The sequence below is a fragment of the Erwinia sp. INIA01 genome, from assembly GCF_025947915.1.
GTDB lineage: Bacteria > Pseudomonadota > Gammaproteobacteria > Enterobacterales > Enterobacteriaceae > Erwinia > Erwinia coffeiphila.
Genome location: NZ_JAPDNC010000005.1, coordinates 371,781 through 393,745 on the forward strand (window position 1 = coordinate 371,781; position 21,965 = coordinate 393,745).

Consider the following 21,965-nt stretch of genomic DNA (forward strand, 5'->3'; position numbering starts at 1 on the left):
AAGGTGAAATGATAATTATTTGCAATGTTATAACATAACAATTAACGCGTAGTCATCTATTCTGTTTTTTTTGTTGTCAGTACAGGGGGGAATGGAGGCACTCGATATTACTGTGAGTGCCTGAAGAGAAAGGATTATCTGTCGTGGGTAGGATGCTGAGCCTCAATTAATGTCCGATAATGCCCCTCCTTTATGGCCATTAAGCTGGCGTGATCGCCACACTCAACGCAGCGGCCTTGCTCAATAAAGGCAATTTGGTCGGCTGCGCGAATGGTGGATAAACGATGCGCCACAATCATCACCGTTTTATCCGCCACCAGTGCGTCTATCGCTTGCTGTACATGGTATTCAGATTCACTGTCCAGCGATGACGTAGGCTCGTCCAGTAACACGACCGGAGCATCTTTAAGAATGGCACGCGCAATCGCCACCCGCTGGCGCTCTCCACCCGACAACGCACTCCCCGCTTCACCCGCCCGTGTCTCATAGCCCTGCGGAAGACTTTCAATGACGTGGTGAATATGCGCTTTACGTGCAGCGTTGACGATCTCCTCCTGCGTGGCGTGCGGTTTACCTAACGCAATGTTATTCGCCAGCGTATCGTCCATCAGCCACACATCCTGAAAGACCACCGAAACCTGTGCTAATAGCTGATCGGGGGGGATATGCTTTAACTCCGCACCTCCCAACGTGATAGTGCCCTGCTGTGGATCGGCAAAGCGGCTCATCAATCGGGTTAGCGTGGTTTTCCCCCCGCCCGAGGGGCCGACCAAGGCTGTCAGGGATTTTTCCGCAATGTGTAGCGTCACATTCTGGAGTGCAGGTTTTTCCTGCTGCTGATAGTGAAAACTGACATTGTTCAGCGTAATCGCAAAATGCTGTGGTTGGTGGAATGGCAGTTCAGTGATCAGATCCGCTTCGTTGAGCACCGCATTCACCCGCTGCAACGCCGCGTCCGCCAGTTCAAACAGGCGCACCATGGAAAGCCCCAATGTCAGAGGCTCGACCAGTTGCGCCACCAGCACCGTCAGGCAGAGCAGTGATGCCAGCGGCAACTGTTGCGTTGCGCATAATCCCATCCCCAACGCGACGGTAGCCACCAGAGTGAGCTGGATGATCAGTTGTGCTTTGGCAATCAGCCGCGCAGAATTGCCGCTTTGGTGCTGCACCTGATGCTGGTGAGCAAAAACCCCGCGTAAACAAGGCGCGTTCAGGCCAGATCGGCTGCTGGCACGTAACATCGCCTGCCCCTGCACATACTCAACAATGGCAGCGCTGGCTGCCGCATCCACTTCATCAATGCGCAGAAAGTCCTGATTGGCATCACGCTGTGCCCGTCGTATCAGCGGCACGATGAGTCCTGTTCCCGCCAGAACCAGCGCCCCCAGACGCCAGTCCAGCATGAAGATCAACACCAGCACCACCGCAGGCACCACCGCCAGTTGAATCGCCAGCATAGCCAGTGAAGAGAGCGCCGTTGCCGCAAAGGTGACGTTATTGCCAAGGATCGTTGCCAGATCGCCGCTTTTTCGCTGGGCCAGCTGCTCCAGCGACATGGCACGCAAGCGATGTGCCAGCCGCTGACGCATGGCCTCCGTCACGCGATGCCAGTAGTCATAGACAAAAGCCATTTCACGCCAGCGCACCATGCCTTCAAGCAGCAGCAAGACAATAAGCACCACCAGCCAGCTCAGGATGTCACGCACGGGCAGTGCGCCCGGTGTTAAAACGAGCGAAAACAGCGGCAGTGTGATAATCCAGCCCGCGGCCTGCAACATCGCCGCCGCCACCGCACACGCTAACGTCCGGCGAAATGGCGCAGCGAACTCCCCTGCCACCGCGATCATGTTGTGATAAATGCGCATCATGCTTCTCCCTCGCTCTTTAACGTCCACTGACTGGCAAGCTGATAGTGCTGCCACAGCCGCGCGTAATAACCCCCCTGATTCAGCAGGTCAGCATGACGGCCTTGCTCAGCCACTCTGCCTTTGTGCATCACCACAATCACATCCGCGTCGATGACCGTCTGCAAACGATGAGCAATAGTGATCACAATGCGATCCGGCGCGAGTTGCGCCAGTGCCTGCTGAATATGCCTTTCGTTGTGTGCATCGAGATAAGAGGTTGCTTCATCCATCACCAGCACGGGCGCATTGCTCAGCAGTGCGCGGGCCAGGCTCACACGCTGACGCTGGCCGCCCGATAACGAGCTCCCTCGCTCACCGATCTGCGTGTTTAATCCTTGTGGTAGCGCCGAAACGATCTCGCTCACCCCCGTCGCGGCCATGACGCGCTGCAACGCTGCATCACTGGCTTCGGGCGCGGCCAGTCGTAAATTTTCCTCCAGCGTGCCACTGATAAGAAACGGCTCCTGTAATACCAGCGCCATCTGCTTCAACAACACATCACTGCGCATCTGGCGGATATCGCACCCCCCCAGCGTAATGCTACCCTCTGTCACGTCATAAAAACGCGGGATCAGGCGCGCCAGCGTCGATTTTCCCGAACCGGAAGCCCCGACAATGGCACAGCGTGTTCCCGCTGCGAGCGTGAATGACACGTCGCTGAGTGCAGACTGCGGCTGATCCGGGTAGTGAAAACTGACCTTGTTCAGGCTGAGTGCGTGTCCTTGCGGTTGTTGCGGATGTAGTGGCTCTGGTAGCACGGCCTCCCGCAGAACCTCTTCAATGCGACCTGAGGCCGCGCCAGCGTCATTCAGATAGTTAGCCAGGTGCACTAACGGTTCGAGCGCTTTGATGGGCAACGTACCCAACATCAACGCCAGCAGCCACTGCGCCAGGGTAACCTGCCCGGCTTGATACAGCACAAAACCTGCTATCATCAGCACCGCAGCCGTCGGTAACGCGGCACCTGCCAGGCGATTGATTTTCCAGGGCACTTTGCTGCCTGCCATCCAGGTTTCCACCGCCGACGTAAACTGTTGCAGCCGCGCGTTAAAGCGCCGCCAACCCGCGGCGCCATTATCAAAGGTACGCATGACCGCCATACCCTGCACCAGCTCAATCACCCCGGCATTGACTGACTCACTGGCCTCATTGTATCGGCTACGCTGCTGGGGATTTTCACGCGCCATCATTGCCATACACACGAGGCTAATCGGCAAAAACAGCAACGCCACCAGTGCCAGCCGCCACTGCACCAGCGCCAGCACCAGCAGCGCGGCCAGCGGTTGACTCAGACTGGCACCGATAAACGGCACCGCATCCGCCACCGCAATGTGCAGCGCTTTAACATCCTCCTGGAGTATTTTACGTAACCGCCCACTGCCCCATTGCTGTACCACTCCAAGCGGCAAACAGCTGAGGTGCTCCACAAGTCGCTCGCGCAGCGCTTCCTCTAATTGATAACTGGCTTCGTGGGCCCGTGCTTCTGCCTGTAAGCGCAACCAGAACGCCAGCACCAACAGCAGCACACTGCCGGTGAGGGCGATAAATGACGACGGTGGTAACATCGGGACAGACAGTAATGGCGTCACCGCCCATGTCAGCAGCGCTATGCCGCTGACGTTGAGCAAGCCCGCCACGCTGCCAAAAAGAAGTGCCAGGTTAAGTGAGCGCGCCACCTTCGGCACGCTTGCCACTAACCTGCCAGGCTGGCCCAGTAACTTCATTTCAGCCCCTCATTCACCCGCTGCGCCACGGCTTGTGCGTTAGGCGTATCGATGCAACTGAAGTGATTACCCGCAATCGCAGTGACCTGCAGATCGCCCAGGCAGACGTTACGCCAGAAGTTCAGCGTATTGTCATCCATACCCGGTGCGAACCCAGAGCCCTGATTGGGCAACAGGAAGCGGATATCGCCGACATAAGTGCTGGGGGTGAAGTGCGCGGCATGGAAACTCTGGCGGAACACGCGGAACAGGCCCAGTGCCATTTCGGTGGGCATCTGCTGACCGGTGAACTGTTCAACACCCGCGACATAACGCGCAAAACGCTCTTCAATCGGTAATGCCTGCATCTGTTGGAAAAACAAGCCCGCCGCGCCGGGTAACTGCGCCAGCGCACCCTGCGGAATGCGGCCATGATGTTGCTCAATCACCTGCATAAAGCCCTTCACTAATGCATCGCCATCGACCTCACCGAAACCGGCCTGCGCCAGCGTAATGTGCAGATTGGGGATAAACAGCGATTCGATCATCAGATCATCCTGCACCTCGAACAACACCGGATGGCTGCTGATCAGCACCAGGTCAGCGATTTCTGCGCCCTGCTCGCTGAGGCGACGCGCCACTTCTACCGCAAACAACCCGCCCAGACAGTAGCCAATCAGCTGGAAGCGGCTATGTCCGGTGGCCAGCAGGCGCTGTGCGTAATCATCTGCCATCCGCTCAACCGCCTGTTGTGGGGATAAGGCGCAATATTGTGCGGTATCGGCAATCACAATGCCGATGACCGGCCCACGCGGATCTTTCTCCAGCTCCGCCAGCATCGGGCGGAAGCAATCCATGGTACCCAGGCCGGCATGGAACACCACCCGCAGCGGGCCTTCGCTCCCGCCCCCCATCGGCAGCAGAATACCGTTGCTGCCCTCAGCCCGTCCCTCGATTTCTGACTGCAGTTTTTCCCCGGCCTGAGGCGCTGCGGCAGCCGAATCAGGCGCATGCTGCGAACGGATAGCCTGCGCCAGCGCGCGTACCGTTGGGCCATTCAGCATATGACGCAGCAAAGTATCAAAGGGTATCTCTCCCATCTGCCAGGGATCAGCGGCCAGCACCTGCCGCAGCTTGCCTGCCATGCGTGCCATGATCAGCGAGTCAGCTCCCTGGTTATACACATCCTGGTCGAGCGCGATCTGTTTAACTCCCAGCGCTTCAGCCCAATGCTGGCACAGCAACTGCTCAAGCGCATCCCCCTGCGGTTGCAGGCCTGGCGGCGTGTCATGCTCTGCAGTCTCCTCTACCCACCAGTTGATGACTGTATTACGATCCACTTTTCCGTTTGCCGTTAGCGGCAGCGCTGCAACCGACTGAATCTGCGCCGGGATCATATAGCGCGGTAATTTCTGTTGCAGCGCATCAAGTAGCACTTGCGGATACAGCGGCAGACGATCGCGTTTGATTTGTTGTGCCAGCAAATGGAAGCCCTGCTGATGCAGCACGTGACCTGGCTGAGGCAGGCACAGCACCGGATCACCGCTGACCGATTGCATCAGCGCCTGCCAGCCATGCTGATCAAGATAGCTCTCCTGCTGACGTTCGCTGTCTTCCGGTGGCGTCATCATGAATGCCTGAGAAGCCATGATCCACGGACATTCACGCGTCGGCTCCGTCAGGATCACCCAGCCTTGTGGCGCGGTCAGTAACTGGATATTTTCCAGTGCCCGGCGTTGGTCACGGGCGTTTTCCAGTACCCCGGCGGCCAGCACAATATCGAAGCTCTCCGGATAATAGCCCTGCGTGCGAACATCATCGTCAATATTCAGCAGGCCAAAATGCATGCCCTCTCGTTGGCCGTAGCGGGCACGTGCTTCAGGCAGGAAGAAGGCCGCCACATCAGTAAAGTGGTATTCAATCGCCTGCTCGCCCAACGCTGCCAGCACATCCGCCGTCGTGCCGCCAGTGCCTGCGCCAACTTCGAGGATACGTAAAGGCCGCTGGACGCGCTGCTGCGCAATCAGGCTCGTCAGGGCACTGACAGCCTGATTCAGGTACTTCGCCATCAGATTTTCACGATACAGCGCCTGCACGTTAGTCAGCTGCCCCTGCGGGAACAGCAGCTTCTGAGCATCAACACGCCCTTCGAGCAGCCCGGCGAGATTCTCCAGGTTGCTGCGGATGTAAGCCAGAAATGCCGGGCCATCGAGCAGAGGCTGCCACATCGCATCGACCTGCTGCCAGCTGTAATCAGGCAAAGCGCCAGCCTGCGCAAGCATCGCTTGCCAGCGGCGCACCAGCCAGAAGAAGCGAGTATTCACGGGTGTTTCTCGTAGCTGAGCTTCACTGAATTCAGCATTAAGACCATATGCTTGCAGCGTGCCACGCATCTGTTGTAACACCACAGCATCCAGGGCTGCCATCGCCTGTTGTAACTGCGTGGCGGTGATGTCCTGCACAAGATCTGCGGTTGCGGTATCAATAAGCTCGGTCAGGCGGGCGTAATCCACGGGGTTCGCTGGTTGACGCTGCGCGCTGACTAATGCCAGAAGTTGCCGCTGGTTACCTTCGCCATGGGGCACCACGCAAGCTCTCTCCACGCCCGGTAAAGCGCTAAGCGCCGCTTCGATTTCCCCGGGTTCGATGCGGTGCCCTTTGATTTTGAGCTGATTGTCCGCGCGGCCAAGAAATTCCAGTTCACCGTTCGGCAGATAGCGGGCGCGATCGCCGGTCCAGTACAGTCGCTGTTGATCATGCGGATGATGGATAAAGTGGCGCGCAGTTTTCTCCGCATCTTTAAGATAGCCTTGCGCCAGCCCTGCACCGCTGATGTAAAGATTGCCAGGCAACCACACAGGGCAATCCGCCATGTTTTCATCCAGCACGCGGAAGCCCTGATTGCTGAGCGGCAGACCGTAAGGGATGCTGCCCCACGTGGCATCACGGCCCTGCCAGCAGTGATAGTTAGACCAGATGGCTGCTTCAGTCGCACCACCGAGCGCTACCAGCTGAAGCTGTGGCAGACGCGTCGCCAGTGATTCCGGCAGCGTTAAAGGGATCCAGTCACCTGAGAGTAATGCCAGTCGCAAACTCGCCAGTTGCTGGTGCTGGAGCGCACTCTCCAGCATCTGCATCAGCGCAGGCACGCTGTTCCAGAGAGTCACTTGTTGTGATTCGATGCGTTCAATCCAGTGCGAGGGATCGGTGGCGCGCGCCGGTTCAGGATAGATTACCGCGCCACCCACGCTCAGCGGCCCGAACAGATCATAAATCGCCAAATCAAAGCCGAGTTGCGCCAGCGCCAGCACGCGGTCGGTGGCCCGCACGGCGAAACGTCGGTTGATATCTTCAACCGTATTCCGTGCCGCCTGATGTCCCATCACCACCCCTTTGGGCTGGCCGGTGGAACCAGAGGTGTAGATGATATAGGCCGCATCGCTACTGCGCGAGGCGTGCGGGTCCAGCAGAGGCTCGCTGCCGTTCAGTGCATCCACATCAATACGCCACTCTCCACCGACGCCGCACTCCACTACCTGTTGCTGGGTCAGCACCCGTTGGATACCCGCGTTTGCCAGAATTTGCCGGCGACGTTCCGCCGGCTGTGAGACATCGACTGGCACCCAGACCGCCCCCGCCGCCATGGCACCCAACACCGCCACCGCCTGCATTACGCCTTTTTCCAGCGTGATCGCGACCGGTTCGCCGATGGCAACGCCGTGCCGTTGCAGATGGCCGGCAATGCGCAAGGCTGCGTCCGCCAGTTGACGGTAAGTCATCTGCTGCTGGGAATCGATCACCGCCAGCGCATCCGGGGTCAGGTGAGCCTGTGCGAAGAATGGCTGGTGCAGCCCGCCTTCGGGTAGCGGTGCGCGGGTATCATTGACCTGCAACCGTTGTTCACGTTGCCACTCGGGGAGTGCAACCTGCGCGGTCTGCTGCCAAATCGCATCTTCTTGCGCCATGGCATTCAGCAATGATTCAAAACTCGCAAACAGATCGTCGATCATCCCCGACGGGAATACCCCGTCGCGCACATCCCAGTTGACCTGTAAACCGGCAGCACTGTCCATCGCCTGACAGTCGATAAACACCTGCGGCGTCTGGGTAATGCCACGGCCATCCAGTTTGCCCTGCAACGCGTTTTCCGCATCGGCAGGCACCAGGCCGATAGCACTGGTAAAAACATAAGGCATCAAAGCGTAATCGCGCCCTTTGGCGCGAGCCAGTTCACGGATCACCTCGACGCCGGAACAAAGGCGATGATCCAGGTCATCATACAATTGCTGGCTGATGGCGCTGGCACGCTCCGCCCAGCTCATTGGACGGCGTTGATCGACCTCCAGCAGGCTGACCGAGGTGAAATCGCCCACCAGACGATCCACCTGCTCATGCAGCGGCTGGCGGTTAAGTACCGTCAGATTCAGGCAGAAGTGTTCGCTGGCAGACCAGCGCTGCAGCACGCTGGCATAGGCGGTTAACACCGCCGCTGTAGGGGTAATACCGCACTGCGCCGCCTGCTGTTTGAGTGCCGCCCAGCGTTCCTCCGGCAGTTGCAAAAAACGTCGTGTAAAGCGTGCGGGCTGTCGTTCCTGTGTATCAAGCAACGGGAGCCGCGGCGAGGCGGGCAACTGAGGAATACGCTGCTGCCACCAGGCACGATCGCGTTGGGCCGCCGGTGACTCATCCCTGCCGCGCTCCGCCAGCAGATAATCGCGGAACTGAATCTTTAGCGGAGGCAGCGGCTGGTCAGGATGCTGGTAACGCGCTTCAAACTCGCCCAGCAATAGCCAGATACTGGCCCAGTCGGCAATCAGGAAGTCCATCGACAAATGCAGCACGCTGCGTGCCGGCAACTGCGACAGACTCAGGCTGAACAGCGGCCACTGCTCGGGCTGGTACAGTCGATGCCCCATCTGCTGCTTCACGCTGTCCAGCAGCGCTTCGCCCTGCTCTGCTCCGCTACTCGCGCAGTCAATGATCAGTTCCGGCACATCGGGTAAAACGCGCTGGCTGCCACTGCGATCAAATACCGCGCGCAGCATATCGTGTCGTGCGACCAGCTCATTCCAGATAGCGCTGACTCTGGCATGTTGCAACGGTGGATAATTCACCTCCAGATAAACATGGCAGGCCACACCGCCATAGCCAAAGGCATCATTACGCCCGACCAGATACGCCGCCTGCACCTGGCTTAGTGGAAACGGTGCGAAGCGCGCAGTCTCATCGGCTATGAGCGTGGTCTGCTGCTGTTCTCCGGCGAGAATGGCTAACACATTGGCTTTATGGGCCTTCAGCGTGTGTAAATCATCCGCTGAAATCACACCCTGCGGCGCACGGTAGTTTAGCTTGCCCTGCTCCTCCCACAGTTGTGCGCCACGGTTGCGCAGGCGTTGAAGCAGTTCAAAGGCGATGGAATGGTCAGTCATGCTAAATCCTCCTTGCCCTGAGCCATCACGCGGGATGACCGGGGCGGAATATTGACGTTAAAACGCAGGCGATTAGTCGGGTCGAATCTCTGTTTGAGTGCCGCCAGGCGTGCCCAGCCGCTGCCATACGTGGCCTGCGCCCAACGCGGTTCATGGTCAGGCAGCAGGTTGGCGTAAGGACCGCAGCTCACCTCTTGCAGCTGTTGCCAGGCCTCAATGGCGGGTGCCAGCATCGCTGGGTTATCGGGTTCGCCGTACCACTGGGCACAGACTTCAACAAACCAGTTGGCATCTCGATGAGCAAACGCGGTTGCGCCCGCCGGGGCACGGGCAATGGCACCGCCAAGTGCACCAAACACCAGCGAGAAATTCGGACCAGCACGCTGGAACAGCGCCAGCAGTCGTTCGAGCGTGTCATCATCCAGTTCACGCAGCAGTTCGCCACGGTTGTAAACATGCTGCTGTAGGTAGTTGGGCGCCGAGGGCAGAAGGCGCTGATAATCGACGTAACGCATCGGTTGCAGCGTGTCGCACAACGCGCCCACCTTGAGGGGCGCAAGCACTTGTTCCGCCTGCTCTGGCGCACCAAACCAGGTGGGAATGAGCATGATACTGCGCTCAAAATGCAGTGATTCTGGCAAAAATGGCAGCGGCGGTGCCGTCCAGACAAGGGCTATCAACGAGGCCTGATCCGGTGCCTGCGCCAGCCAGTTACGTGCCCGGCGCAACACAACAGGAATGTCCCGTGCGGGCCACGCGAGCACGCCGGCCACAACGCCCTCAACGGGATGCAATTGAAACGTAAAACGCGATACCACGCCAAAATTGGCGCCCGCGCCGCGCAAACCCCAGAACAGTTCAGCATCATGCTGTGGGTTCACTTCAAGCACGTCACCGGACAACGTAACCAGCTCGCAGCTCACCAGGTTATCGCTGGTCAGGCCAAACTGGCGCGACAGGTCACCAACGCCGCCGCCCAGGGTGTGCCCGGCGATACCGATCGTGGGATTACGCGGGCCGGGTACCGCCAGACCGTACGCCTGTGTTGCCGCATCCAGTTCGCCCCAGGTGGTCCCAGGGGCGACGTGCGCCAGGCGTTTATCCGGGTCAATAGTGATCTGATTCATGCGGGACAGATCAAGCACCAGCCCATCCTGACAGGTGCCGTAACCGGCCACGTGAGCGCCACCACCTCGCAGCGCAACCGGCAATTTCTGAGTCTCCGCCAGTTGAAGTGACTGTTGAATATCCTGCACGCTGACACAGCGCACAATCGCGGTGGGCCGGCAGTCAATACGGGCGTTGCGTACCCGGCGTGCAACTTCGTATTCCGCATGCTGCGGCAACAATAAATCCCCTTCCAGCACCTGCTGTAAGGCAGAAAATAGCTCGCGCATTACGCCTCCTGCGACGGGTTAAATAACGACTGAATAAATTCGGATGTCTGCGGTAGTGCCTGCCACCCCTGTAAAACCACGCTGCTGACATAGCGCCGCTCACCGTGCTGACTATTGAGCCAGCGGTCCGCAGGCAACAGGCGTTGCAACTGGCAGTGGCTGGGCAGCGGTATATGAAAATCCACCCGGGCCACGGCGCGTGCGCCATTGGCATGCCGGACGCAAACCGGCCGCTGCAGCGGGTGGTAATGAGAGACGATAAACGGCAGATGGTTACCGCGCGGCATCATAAAGCAGTAGTTCACCCTTTCACCCTGTACCGATTTACGGCTGCCGTTTACGACGCGCGAACCTGCCAGCGCCTGCTGACGCAAATGCTGGCTGACGTTATCCAGGCTAAGTGGCGCTTCGGGCTGATACTGTTCAGGTTCCAGAGCCACATCACACCAGCCCTCGCCAGCCTGCGCCCAATCTCTAAGACGCTGACCGGCGCTGGAACCGAAGCGCCAGCCAAAGGGATAGCTCAGCCAGCGGAACCAACGCGGCAGTTCAAAGAACTCCAGAAACGGCCCCTCTTCAAACCACACCAGCGCATTGTGTGCTCGAGCCGGATCGCCCCCCCACTGCACGCTGAACCCAGCCTGTTCAAGCTGGGCTACGCAGGCACGAATGTTATCGACTTTACAGAGAATATGGCTGCACCTAAGCATTGCCTGGCCTCCGCGCGATAAACAGACACTGTCCGAGCGGTGCGAGCACATGCCCCTCGTCGGGCAGGCAAGCCTCACAAATCAACCCGGCGCGCTGTAGCAGATCCTGCCACTGCTCTGGTGAGAGAAAACGCTGTTCACTGCGCTGCCGGTCATCCTGTGGTGGCGGCATCATAAAGGCCTGTGAGGTGAGAATTTCCAGATGTTCCCGCGTCGGTTCGGTGATTAACATGACACCGCCCGGTTGTAACACCTCAGCCAGCCAACGAATGGTTTGCTCGCTGTTCTGTGCATTGTTCAGTACCCCCGCCATTACCAGCAGATCCTGGGAATCTGCAGCGACGCTTTGTTCGGTCAGGGGGCGGTCAATATCGATCAGTGCAGTCGAGAGCCAGGAGAGATGGCTATAGCGCTGTTGCGCATTCACCAGGAAAAAGCGTGAGACATCGCTAAACAGCCAGTTGAGCGGCGGCGTTTCCCCATACACCTCATGCAGCCGTTCCCGTACCCGTTCGGTGGTGGCACCGGTGCCTGCGCCAATCTCCAGGACTTTTAGCGGTGCCGTTCGCTGGCTGAGCTGCTTCAGGACCCAGTCGGCAATCAGGGTGTTGAGATAACGGGCGGTGATGGTATGGCGATAGACCGCATCGGCTATATCGTTACGGCCTTCCGGGAACAGCAACAGTGCCGCCTTCTGTTCGCCGCGCATCAGCTCACCCAGCTTTTCCGCGTTTTGCCACAGATAATCGATAAAAGTGGCAGAGCCCAGGCGGTTGTCCCACACCCTGTGCACCGCCTGCCAGCTGTGATGCAGCTCGGTATAGCCGATCGTTCGTCGGCTAAAGTAGTGCGCGCCTCGTTGCATCACCAGACCGGCATCGGCCAGCAGCATCAGCCAGCGTCCAATCAGGGCGCGATGCGCTTCGGCCACCTGGAGTTGTTGCAAAATACCTGGCAGGTCGTGACCCTGATCGGGATGCGTCAACGCGCCTCCCTGTTGCAGACTAAACAGCATGGCGTTCAGGCAAGCTTCATCCATCCGCACGACAAAATCCGTCACCTGCTGAGCAGTAATGCCACTCACCAGCAGCTCTGCCCGCTGGGTAAAATCCCACTGTGGGGTGGCTTTGCGTTCCAGCCCGGTGGTGACAGGCAGCAAGGTACGCGCCAGAGGTTCAAACCGCTGGTCTGGATTGAGGCGCGGATAGCCGAGTGTTTTGGTCAGCGCCTGCCACATCTGACACTGAGCTAACAGGGATTGCGGACTCCAGCGGGGGGCATCAGGAGACAGGATGCTCTCCGCCAGTGCCAGTAAATCCTGGGTAATGGCTTCTGGCCAGTGTTCCGCCAGTGTGGTGCGCCAGCTGGCACGCTGGACCTCTCCGATAATGGCGCTGGTCTCTTCCATCAGATGTGCTGATTGCGGGCTGCTAAAATCGCGGTCGCGTTTTACCGCCTCAGGGATATGCAAACGCGGGAACCACATCACGGGTCCATGTGTATCGATCAACGATAACCGTCCCGCGGGCAAGCCCAGCGTGATCTGTTGCAACAGCTGGAAATGGTTGTCAGGGTCCTGCGGATCGACTTCGTTATGTACACTCAACGTTAAGGGGATTCCGGCCAACTGTCCCTGCACCACCTGGAAAGGTGCCTCTGGTAATTGCGCCTGGGCATGAAACTGCCACGGGCGAGGTGCACCAAGGGCTTCCACCAGTATCGCGATCAGTGGGAACGCCACCTGGCTGGCACACGCAGCATCAATAAACTGAAGCTTTTGCCGCCGCAGTAGGCGGTGGGCAGACTGAATGAACTGCAGCACCGCCGGCAGATGTGGATAGAGGTTGCCAACCCGATACTGCACACCGAATTCACGCGCTGAGCGCAGGTTCGCCACCACCTCATCATGATGTACGGGCTGCTCCTGAATGACATGAATGCGCCTGGCCATCAGTTGCTGTGCCAGAACGCTGCCTGCACCGCCCATCACGGTAGCACGCAACACCACGCAGGCCAGGTCAATGTCTTCAGGTAATGAGGCGATATCGGTGTAGAGCGGAATGTCATAGCGTTGCGCGCAATCACGGCTACGTGCGCTGCCGCTCGCCAGTAGCCCCACCACTTTAAAGCGCAGTGGATAACGCTGCAGTGCTGCCAACCAGAACTGGCCAAAAGTGGAGCCACACACCAGCACCTTTAACGGGACCGCGTTCATAGCGCACCTCCGCTCATTTCGTTTAAATGCTCAATCCCGCGGTCAAACAACTCAATATCAATACCGGTTTGCTCCTGGCAGAACAGCAGCATGAACGCTTCGGTATCGATGCATTCGGCTGCCAGCCCCACGACCGGCTCAGGTGACTTCAGCAGCCATTTAGCGCATGCCGCCGCGCAGGCGGCGGTTAACTGAGCAATGCCCGGCGCTCTCAGCAATAAGGTTAACGTGGTGCTGGTGCCCTGACGCACGCCATCTACCTGGATCAAAAAGTTAACCCATGCATGTCGACCCGCCACATCCAGTGTCGCCCCCTCCACCACCGCCTGTATTGCTGCCTCTCGTGGTAATACACGCGCTGTTTCTAACGCGCGGACCAGGTGTTCACCATCAAGCGCGAGATACCATCGACTGTAACGAAGCGCCAGTTGTTCGGTGACCCGGAGCGACTCCTCATCTTCATACGGCAGCAGCAGCACCGGGCGTGGAAAGAAAGGCAGGATGACGTTGGACTGTCGCCGCGGCAGGGTATGCTGAGAGGCTGGCGTGCGCAGCACACCCTCAAGATAGTCTTCTGCTCCGCCTGGGGTGAAACGATCAAACACGCCAAACCAGCAATGCAACGCATCGACGCGGTCAAGCGTACGCGCCAGCCACACAGGAAGAATGCCGGACAAGCCTGGCAATGCGCCTGCTGCGAACAACGCGCTGCCCGGATGCCGTCCAACCGGAGGTTTTAACGCTGCCGGACAATCAATTCCTCCTGCGTCAACCAGCGGAATACCTGCGGCATGCAGTCGGTTCGCCACCTGTTGTGACAGCCGTGCCGAAGGCGCAGCACAGTTCACGATCAACCGACAGTCGGTGGCGAAAGCCATGAGACTTTCTTCGTCACTCACATCCACATAGCAGCTTTGGGCCCAGGCGACAGGTTGCGGGTGACGCCCTCCCACGCGCAGCGAAGTTTCCCCCCACTGATGCAGGATACGTGCGACCTCGCTGCCTACGGCACCAAATCCTCCCAAAATACCAATCACAGAACACCTCCTTCCATGGTGGCAGCCTGAGCCTGCTGTGCCTCAATCCCGGCAGCCATTGCCTGCAGGCCCGGTGCGCTAAAGATTTTTCGCAGCGCGATATCGACGGCAAATTCATCACGGATAAGGTTAATCAGGCGTGTGGCCAGCAAACTATCCCCCCCTAATTCAAAAAAGCCCTGCTGGCGGCCGATGTGCGGCGTAATGCCAAGTAATGTTCCCCATAGCTGAGCGAGTTTTTCTTCAGTTTCACCGAGTGTTTCCTGCTGTTGTTGTGACCTGGGCAGATTGTCATACAGTGATTGCAGGCGCTTACGATCAACCTTACCGTTTGCGGTCAATGGCAGATGTGTCAGCAGAACCAACCGCTCCGGCACCATGGCTTTGGGCAGTTTTTCCGCCAGCTGACTCGACCAGTTATCGGGCAGCGTATGATGATGTGAAGGGCGTAGAGTTAAAGTGGCGGCGAGACCGCTGAGGTTGCACTCACAGGATGTAAAACCACTGGCCTGAGCTCGTTGCAGCCATACCGCGCCAGTACGCAGCGGATCTTTTCTGCTATTGCCATATCCTCCCGCCAGCAGCCCGGCGCTGATCATGGCAACCGGTGTCAGGCACTGGCGCTCCATCATCCACAGCTCTCCTGTAGGACTCAGCAACTGAGAAGCTGCCTTCAGCCCATGTAAGGGTTGGATGTAGCGGTGCAACGCATTCGCCGCCAGCACGATGTCAGCCGAGTTTTGCAGTTCTTCCGGCACATACAGTTCATTCAGCAACATGAAATCGATCTGATGACCGCTGTTTGCGAGTTGAGTCCGCGCTTGCTCCAGCGCCAATGGGGAGGATTCCAGCAAGGTGTAATGCACGCTGCCCTGCGGCAGGCGCGCCAGCAGCGCAGCACTGTGCTGACCGCTGGCCCCGTTGAGTTCCACGATGTTGATCGGCTTGCCGTTCTGGTGGTGCAGGCTGTTAACATGCAGCGCCAGCTGTGACAACCATTGCCGCGTCTCATCATCCGCGGCCGACAGGCTGGCAGGGCTGAATACGCTGTCGGTCAGCAGTGCGACATGGTCCTGCTCACCCCGCAACATGGCGCGCCAGCTGGCATAACGGGTGCGCGCCGCAACGATCTGCGCCGTTTCAGGTCTGGCTATCACGGCAGCGGTTCCGGTGGCAATGTAGTGTGTATCCTGTGGCTGAACCACACCACGCGACACCAGCCATTTCAGCCACAGCTGCAGCACCTGCTCGCCCTTTTCATCGGGCTGAAGCGCGTTCACTTGCCAGACTGCACCGACTTCCGCAGGCAGTTGCAGGAGCTCCGTCAGAATGTGTTCGGCCACCGCCGATTCATACTGCAGCAGACCGCGTTGAGTACTGTCAGGATGGAATACCTCATCCTGCTCGACACAGGTAGGAGTGTGGGGGGCGACGGCAGCTACAAGTCGCTGTGTGATGCCATCGTGCCACAATGAGACCACCGCCTGGTCAATGCCTTTAAGCGTCTGCAATGCCTGTTCAACCTCACCGGCCTCAATGCGATGGCCGCGCAGCTTCATTTGCGTGTCCAGTCGACCCAGGAACTCCAGCGTACCGTCTGGCCAGTAGCGGCCGCGGTCGCCGGTACGATACCAGCGCTCACCATCAAGCACAGGGAAACGAGCCTCAGTCAGCGCTGGCTCGCCGAGATAGCCGCGAGCCAGACCTGCACCGCCGATGAGCAGTTCGCCTTCCACCCAGTCAGGACAATCGGCATTGACCGCATTAAGCACACGCCAGCGCTGATTATGTAGCGGGTAACCATATGGGATCGAACGCCAGTCAGGTTTGATCGTGGTCACCGGGAAAATGTTTGACCAGATAGCGGCTTCGGTGGCCCCCCCCAGCGCCAGTAAACGACATCCCGGGGCGCTCATTTGTAATCTCTCTGGCAGCGACAGGGGGATCCAGTCACCGGAAATCAACGACGCCCGCAGCGCAGGCAACGTGACGTTCTGCGCGGCTGTCAGCAGCATCTCCAGCAGCGCTGGCACCGAATTCCACAGGGTGACCCGATGAGTTTGCATTAAGTGTATCCAGTTAGCTGCATCGCGACGGTACTCCTCATCCACCATCACCAGCGCAGCCCCGCAGCCTAACGGCGCAAACAGATCAAATACCGAAAGATCAAAATCGAGTGCCGAGAGCGCCAGAATGCGGTCTTGCGGCTGTATCGCCAGTTGCTGGCGCAAATCGTGCACCGTGTTATGGCTGGCGGCGTGGCACATCTCAACGCCTTTAGGTTCTCCGGTCGAGCCAGATGTGAAGATGACATACGCCAGCTGTTGGGGGGATATTGCTACCGGATGAGCCAACGCCGCGACTTCCGTCTGCACAGCCTGATCGCCGGTCAAGGGCGTGTCCTGATCGAGCATCAGCCGTACGTCAGCCCTTTGCAAAATCGCCTGTTTGCGTGCCTGTGGCTGATCGATACCAATCGGTACCCAACTGGCCCCCGCAGCCAACACCCCCAGCACCGCGATCACCTGCTGCGGGCCTTTCGGCAGTGAAATCGCCACCCTATCGCCCGTCAGCGTCCCCTGCAGTTGCAACCAGTGCGCCAGTTTCAGCGCCTGCTGTGCCAGCTCAGCATAAGAAAGCTGACAGGTTTGTTGCTCTTGCATCCAAATCAACGCCACCTGCTGCGGTGTCTGACTGGCCTGCTGGAAAAAAGCGTGATGCAATGTTTCCGCTACATAGGGGTGATGTGCAGCGGCAGTGATTGCCTCTCGCACCTGACGCTGGGGCACAGGCAAGAGGTCGGGAAGCGACTGCAGCCAGTTATGGTCACATAAATGATGGATGAGCTGCTGATAGGCGGTGAACATCGCATCCAGCATACCCGCCGGGAACAGAGCCTCTACCGCATCCCAGACCAGCGAGACACCGCCTGCCAGCTCGGTTAACTGGTGATCCAGCCAGACCTGCGGCGTTTGTGACAGGCCATAAACGGGTTGACTGAAGATGCCCTGCTCCGGTTCTGCACTAATTCCCAAAGCGCTGGTAAACACCACCGGCATCACCAGTTCAGGCGCCTGATGCAGACGAGCCAGTTCACGGAGTACCTCAACGGCTGAGAGCGAACGGTGATCCAGCGCGCTCCACATATCGCGTTGTACCTGGCAAACTTCATCCAGCCAGCCGCCGTCGGCATGACGACACGGCACCAAAACCAGCGAAGTGAAATCACCCATCACCCGGGTCATATCATCGTGGCCTTCAGGACGATCAAACAGGGTCAAATTGAGGGTAAAGTCCGGCTGATGGCTCCAGCGCCGCAGTACTGTCGCAAATGCGTTGAGCATCACCGCTGAAGGTGTTACACCGTGTTGGCGGGCTTTTTGTATCAGCTGCTGCCAGCGATCCGAACCCAGCCAGTACTCACGGCGGGTAAACTTCGGTACCGATATCGCTTCAGGTTGCCGGGCCAGCGGTAGCTGCGGAGCCAGCGGCAGGTGGTCGAGACGTGGCCGCCACCAGTCCCAGGCAGCCTCACGTTGCGTCTGCTGTGGCAGGCGTGCCAGTAGCGCATCACGGAACTGAATAGCGGGGACAGTCGGCAACGAACGCTGATGATAGAGCGCGTCCAGTTCCTGATAGAACAACAGGATACTGAGCGCATCAAGGATCAGGTTGTCGATAGCAATTGCCACTCGATACGCTTCACCCCGCTGCGCCACGCTGACGCTAAAGAGCGGCCAGTGCTGCGGATCGAAGCTGTGTGAGGCATATTCTGCGCGTTGCAGACCAACGTTATCTTCACACGGCTGGTTGAACAGCGGGATCTGATAGTGCGGCACCTCTTTTTGAACCTGCTGCTGGCCGTTACTGAATACCGCCCGCAGCATGTCATGGCGCACAATCAACTGGTTCACCGCGCGTTCCAGTTGTGCGAGATCCAGATGATTAACCTCAAATTCACGATAGAACGTACAGCCAATGCCGCCCAGCGCAAACTCACTTTCCCGGCCAAACAGGTAAGCCTGCTGCACATCCGTCAGCGGGAAGGTGTCGTAACGCCCGTTAGCATCATGAACGATGGCAGGCGTGGCGGTTGTCGGTTGATTGCCGCGCAATGTCTGGCAGAAATCTGCCAATACCGGATGAGCAAAGAGTTTTGAAAGGGTAACATCGCTAAATCCCTGGCGACGAAGTTCTGCCACGGCACGGGTAGCCAGCAGTGAATCACCGCCTGCCATGAAGAAATTATCCTGACGACCCGGTAATATACCGAGTGTTTTATGCCAGATCGCAGCCACCTGTTGTTCTACACCTGGCAAGGCAGCCTCGTAGGTATGGGCAGTTTCCGGTGTAAGGTCGGCCAGTAACTGTCGCAGTAAATTGCGATCAATTTTGCCGTTGTGGCTGAGCGGAAGTTCAGACAGTGCCACCAGTCGTTCCGGTACCATTTCCTGCGGCAGATAACGTTGCAGATGCTGACGCAGCGCCGCACTCTCCACCGGCTGCTGGCTGGTATAGGCCGCCACCAGATGTTGTTCATCATCGAGCAGAACAATGCCGCGTGCCACGCCTGGGTGGGAAATCAGCGCGGATTCAATTTCGCCCAGCTCAATACGGTAGCCCCGCACTTTCACCTGATGATCGCGCCGCCCCAGAAACTCCAGAGAGCCACTGGGGTGATAGCGTGCTAAGTCGCCGGTGCGATACCAGCGTTCACCGTTCTCTACGACAAAACGGTCGGCGGTACGCTCGGGATCGTGGCGATAGCCCAGCGCAACGCCTGCGCCGCCAATCCACAGTTCACCGCTGACCCAGTCACAGCGATCCCGGCCCAGGCTGTCCACGACACGGCAACGAACGTTGTTAAGCGGATATCCGTAAGGCACCGAGCGCCATTCAGCCGGCACAGTGGTGATCTCCTGAACCGTCGAGTGGATCGCCGTTTCAGTCGTGCCGCCCAGCGCAATACAGCGACACTGTTCAGCGACTATGCGTAACTTCTTCGGCAGATCAAGCGGGACCCAGTCGCCGCCCAGCAGCACAATCCTGAGTGGTAACGTCAGGTTATCCGCAGCGGCACTGGTGAACGTCATCTCCGCAATGGCGGGCACACAGTTCAGTACGCTGACCTGATGCTGCCGTATCAACGTCACCCAGCGCTGCGCGTCGCGCCAGCTCTCATCCTCAATGCATACCACCGCCCCACCCACTGACAGCGGCGCGAAGATATCGTACACCGCCAGGTCAAAGCTCAGCGCCGACACAGCCAGAGTGCGCATGCGATCGCCCAGTGGATAGCGGCGGTTAAGATCGTCGATGGTGTTTTTAGCTGCCAGATGGCTGATCTCCACCCCTTTCGGCGTGCCGGTTGAGCCAGAAGTGTAAATAACGTAAGCCAGATGCTGCGGATCGCTGTGAGTGACTTCCGCCAGAGGGAGCCGCGAATCTTCATCCGGTAGTTGGTCAATAACCTGTTTCACCCCGGCATTTTGCAGGATGGCTTTAATGCGCTGCTCCGGTTGCAGGTGGTTGAGCGGTAACCACGCAGCACCGCTGGCAAGTACCCCCAACACCGCAATGATCTGCTCCGGTCCTTTGGGCAAAGCGATCGCCACCAGTTCCCCTGGCTGCACGCCCTGATTGAGCAGATGCGTCGCCAGGCGGCGTGCACGTTCAGCCAACTCACCATAACTGAGCACCTGATGGGGTCCAAACAACGCGGGAGCTTCCGGCTGCAGCTGTGCCAGACGAAAGAAAGCGCTGTGCAAATCGCTCTCAGGTAAAGGGGCATCGGTGGCATTCGCCCGCTGGCGTACGACCTGTTGTGCTGAGGGTAACGCACTCTGCACCGGCTGTTGCCACGCCTGCTCACTGGCGATGAGTGCCTCAATCAGCCCTGTAAATTGATTGAACATCAAATCAAGCATACCCGCTGGAAAACGGGACTCACGCGCATCCCAGTTCACCAGAACACCTTGATTTAACTCGGTAATTTGTGCATCCAGCCACACCTGTGGCCCCTGTGAAACAATCCAGCCGGGCTGCCCAAAGGCCTGCTGGACGCGTTCGCTGAACAGCTCTCCCAGTCCCAAAGCGCTGGTAAATACCACGGGAGCAAACTGCTGCTGACCGCGCACGCGTGCCGCTTCACGCAGCACTTCTACGCCGGAAAAACAGGCATGTGCCGCATCCTGACGGAACTGCTGTTGCAGGCGTTGCGCGCGTTCAAGGAAACTGCCGGGGTTGCTGCCCCGCCACGCCAGCAACACTGACGAAGTGAAATCTCCCACCAGCGCAGGTACGCTGGTGTGCAGCGGTTCACGGTTGAACAACGGCAGGTTAAGAATGAAATCTTCGTCGTCACTGAACTGGGTCAGCACTTCGGCAAACGCAGCGGCAATCATCATCGGCGAGGTCAGTTGATGTTCACGCGCACTGGCCTCCAGCTGTTGACGGGCCCTGGCATCAAACCAGCGATGGCGACGGACCACCGTCTGCTGCGCACTGTCCGGGTTTAACCCAACGCTGGGCAACATCGGTGCGCCAGGCAAATCGGCTAAACGCTCCAGCCACCACTGCTTGTCTTGTGCGTAGCGCGCCTGCTGCTGCGGTTCCTGCAGCCAGGCGTGGCGCAGTTGCTGATACTGGCAATAGGAGAGATCCAGCACAGGCAGCGGCTGTTGCGGCTCCAGATAGAGCCTCGCCAGATCGTCCAACAGAACGCGCAGGCTCATGGCATCCGCCGCGATCATATCGAGATTAAAATGCAGGCGGCAGCCACCACCGAGGGCGGCGGGCTTATGCGTCACACGCACATCAAACACCTCGCCTTGTGCAATATTTAGCTGGCGATGTGACAGCGCGGCGCGAATCGCCTCCATTCGCAAGGTGGCGGTATCTGCTGTCTCCTGGCGTAAATCATATTCCCTAAGCCCGGGCCACTGCGGGTGCTCAAGAACCTGCTGCTGCCCCTCCTCCAGAATGGCCACCCTTAGCATTCCGTGACGGGCAAGCAACTGATGTACCGCATTTTCCAGACGTGCAACATCCAGTTGCGGTAGATCGAACTCATGGTAGAAATGCGCAGCAACGCCCCCCAGATGCTGAGCACTGTCGCGTCCCACCCAGTATGCATGCTGCATGAGCGCCAGAGGGAAAGGTTCGTTTTCATGTGTGCCTGGCAACACGGCCTTTTTTTCCCGCTCCGCGGGTGGTGTTTGTTTCGTCATCAAAGCCAGCCAGGCATCCAGGCGTGGCTGTTCAATCAAGCGGGCAAACGACACATCGTAACCTTGCCGACGCCACATAGCGGCCAGTTTCATCATCGCCAGTGAGTCGAGCCCGAGGCCGATCAGGTCGCAGTCATTAGCGAGTCGATCCGGCAAAATGCCGGGGAGAAAGGGGGCCATATCTGTGCAGATTTTGTGCTGAAGGGTACTTGCCATAGTCCTTGTCCTTCTCTCAATTACATCATAAAGCCATTAAGAAAATTTATATCGCAGCGGTGGCTTAACGTTTTGCCGCAAATATTTGTATGTTATAACGTTACACGATATAAATATAAATG

8 protein-coding genes are annotated in these 21,965 nt (G+C 58.4%); all 8 read right to left on the bottom strand.

The genetic code is table 11. The annotated features are described in order from the left end of the window. Window positions 1-134 precede the first annotated feature (134 nt). Genes OMR58_RS11740 through OMR58_RS11775 form a run of 8 tightly spaced genes read right to left on the bottom strand, consistent with a single transcriptional unit; the run spans window position 135 to window position 21,843 of the window. Window positions 135-1,868 (bottom strand): ABC transporter ATP-binding protein, encoded by a 1,734-nt coding sequence (locus OMR58_RS11740; RefSeq protein ID WP_264546004.1) that lies wholly within the window; start codon window positions 1,866-1,868, stop codon window positions 135-137. Further along, on the bottom strand, window positions 1,865-3,631 hold the full coding sequence (locus tag OMR58_RS11745) for an ABC transporter ATP-binding protein (RefSeq protein ID WP_264546005.1): 1,767 nt from the start codon (window positions 3,629-3,631) through the stop codon (window positions 1,865-1,867). The genes OMR58_RS11740 and OMR58_RS11745 overlap by 4 nt, the downstream gene beginning before the upstream one ends. Next, on the bottom strand, window positions 3,628-9,039 hold the full coding sequence (locus OMR58_RS11750) for a non-ribosomal peptide synthetase (RefSeq protein ID WP_264546006.1): 5,412 nt from the start codon (window positions 9,037-9,039) through the stop codon (window positions 3,628-3,630). The genes OMR58_RS11745 and OMR58_RS11750 overlap by 4 nt, the downstream gene beginning before the upstream one ends. Then, a complete protein-coding gene (locus OMR58_RS11755) occupies window positions 9,036-10,436 on the bottom strand; it encodes an FAD-binding oxidoreductase (RefSeq protein ID WP_264546007.1) in 1,401 nt (466 codons plus the stop codon). The genes OMR58_RS11750 and OMR58_RS11755 overlap by 4 nt, the downstream gene beginning before the upstream one ends. After that, window positions 10,436-11,146: a VOC family protein gene (locus OMR58_RS11760; protein ID WP_064170437.1), complete on the bottom strand. Its 711-nt coding sequence runs from the start codon at window positions 11,144-11,146 to the stop codon at window positions 10,436-10,438. Before OMR58_RS11760 ends, OMR58_RS11755 begins: the two co-directional genes overlap by 1 nt. Further along, entirely contained in the window at window positions 11,139-13,361 is a 2,223-nt protein-coding gene (locus tag OMR58_RS11765) for a bifunctional Gfo/Idh/MocA family oxidoreductase/class I SAM-dependent methyltransferase (RefSeq protein WP_264546008.1), read from the bottom strand. Before OMR58_RS11765 ends, OMR58_RS11760 begins: the two co-directional genes overlap by 8 nt. Next, on the bottom strand, window positions 13,358-14,398 hold the full coding sequence (locus tag OMR58_RS11770) for a hypothetical protein (RefSeq protein WP_264546009.1): 1,041 nt from the start codon (window positions 14,396-14,398) through the stop codon (window positions 13,358-13,360). Before OMR58_RS11770 ends, OMR58_RS11765 begins: the two co-directional genes overlap by 4 nt. Beyond that, window positions 14,395-21,843, bottom strand: a complete 7,449-nt coding sequence (locus OMR58_RS11775) for a non-ribosomal peptide synthetase (protein ID WP_264546010.1) — start codon at window positions 21,841-21,843, stop codon at window positions 14,395-14,397. Before OMR58_RS11775 ends, OMR58_RS11770 begins: the two co-directional genes overlap by 4 nt. Between the last annotated feature and the right edge of the window lie 122 nt (window positions 21,844-21,965).

Bases quoted from the DNA above. Each gene is read 5' to 3' on its own strand.
- OMR58_RS11740 (WP_264546004.1), bottom strand. From the start codon at position 1,868: ATGATGCGCATTTATCACAACATGATCGCGGTGGCAGGGGAGTTCGCT.
- OMR58_RS11745 (WP_264546005.1), bottom strand. From the start codon at position 3,631: ATGAAGTTACTGGGCCAGCCTGGCAGGTTAGTGGCAAGCGTGCCGAAG.
- OMR58_RS11750 (WP_264546006.1), bottom strand. From the start codon at position 9,039: ATGACTGACCATTCCATCGCCTTTGAACTGCTTCAACGCCTGCGCAAC.
- OMR58_RS11755 (WP_264546007.1), bottom strand. From the start codon at position 10,436: ATGCGCGAGCTATTTTCTGCCTTACAGCAGGTGCTGGAAGGGGATTTA.
- OMR58_RS11760 (WP_064170437.1), bottom strand. From the start codon at position 11,146: ATGCTTAGGTGCAGCCATATTCTCTGTAAAGTCGATAACATTCGTGCC.
- OMR58_RS11765 (WP_264546008.1), bottom strand. From the start codon at position 13,361: ATGAACGCGGTCCCGTTAAAGGTGCTGGTGTGTGGCTCCACTTTTGGC.
- OMR58_RS11775 (WP_264546010.1), bottom strand. From the start codon at position 21,843: ATGGCAAGTACCCTTCAGCACAAAATCTGCACAGATATGGCCCCCTTT.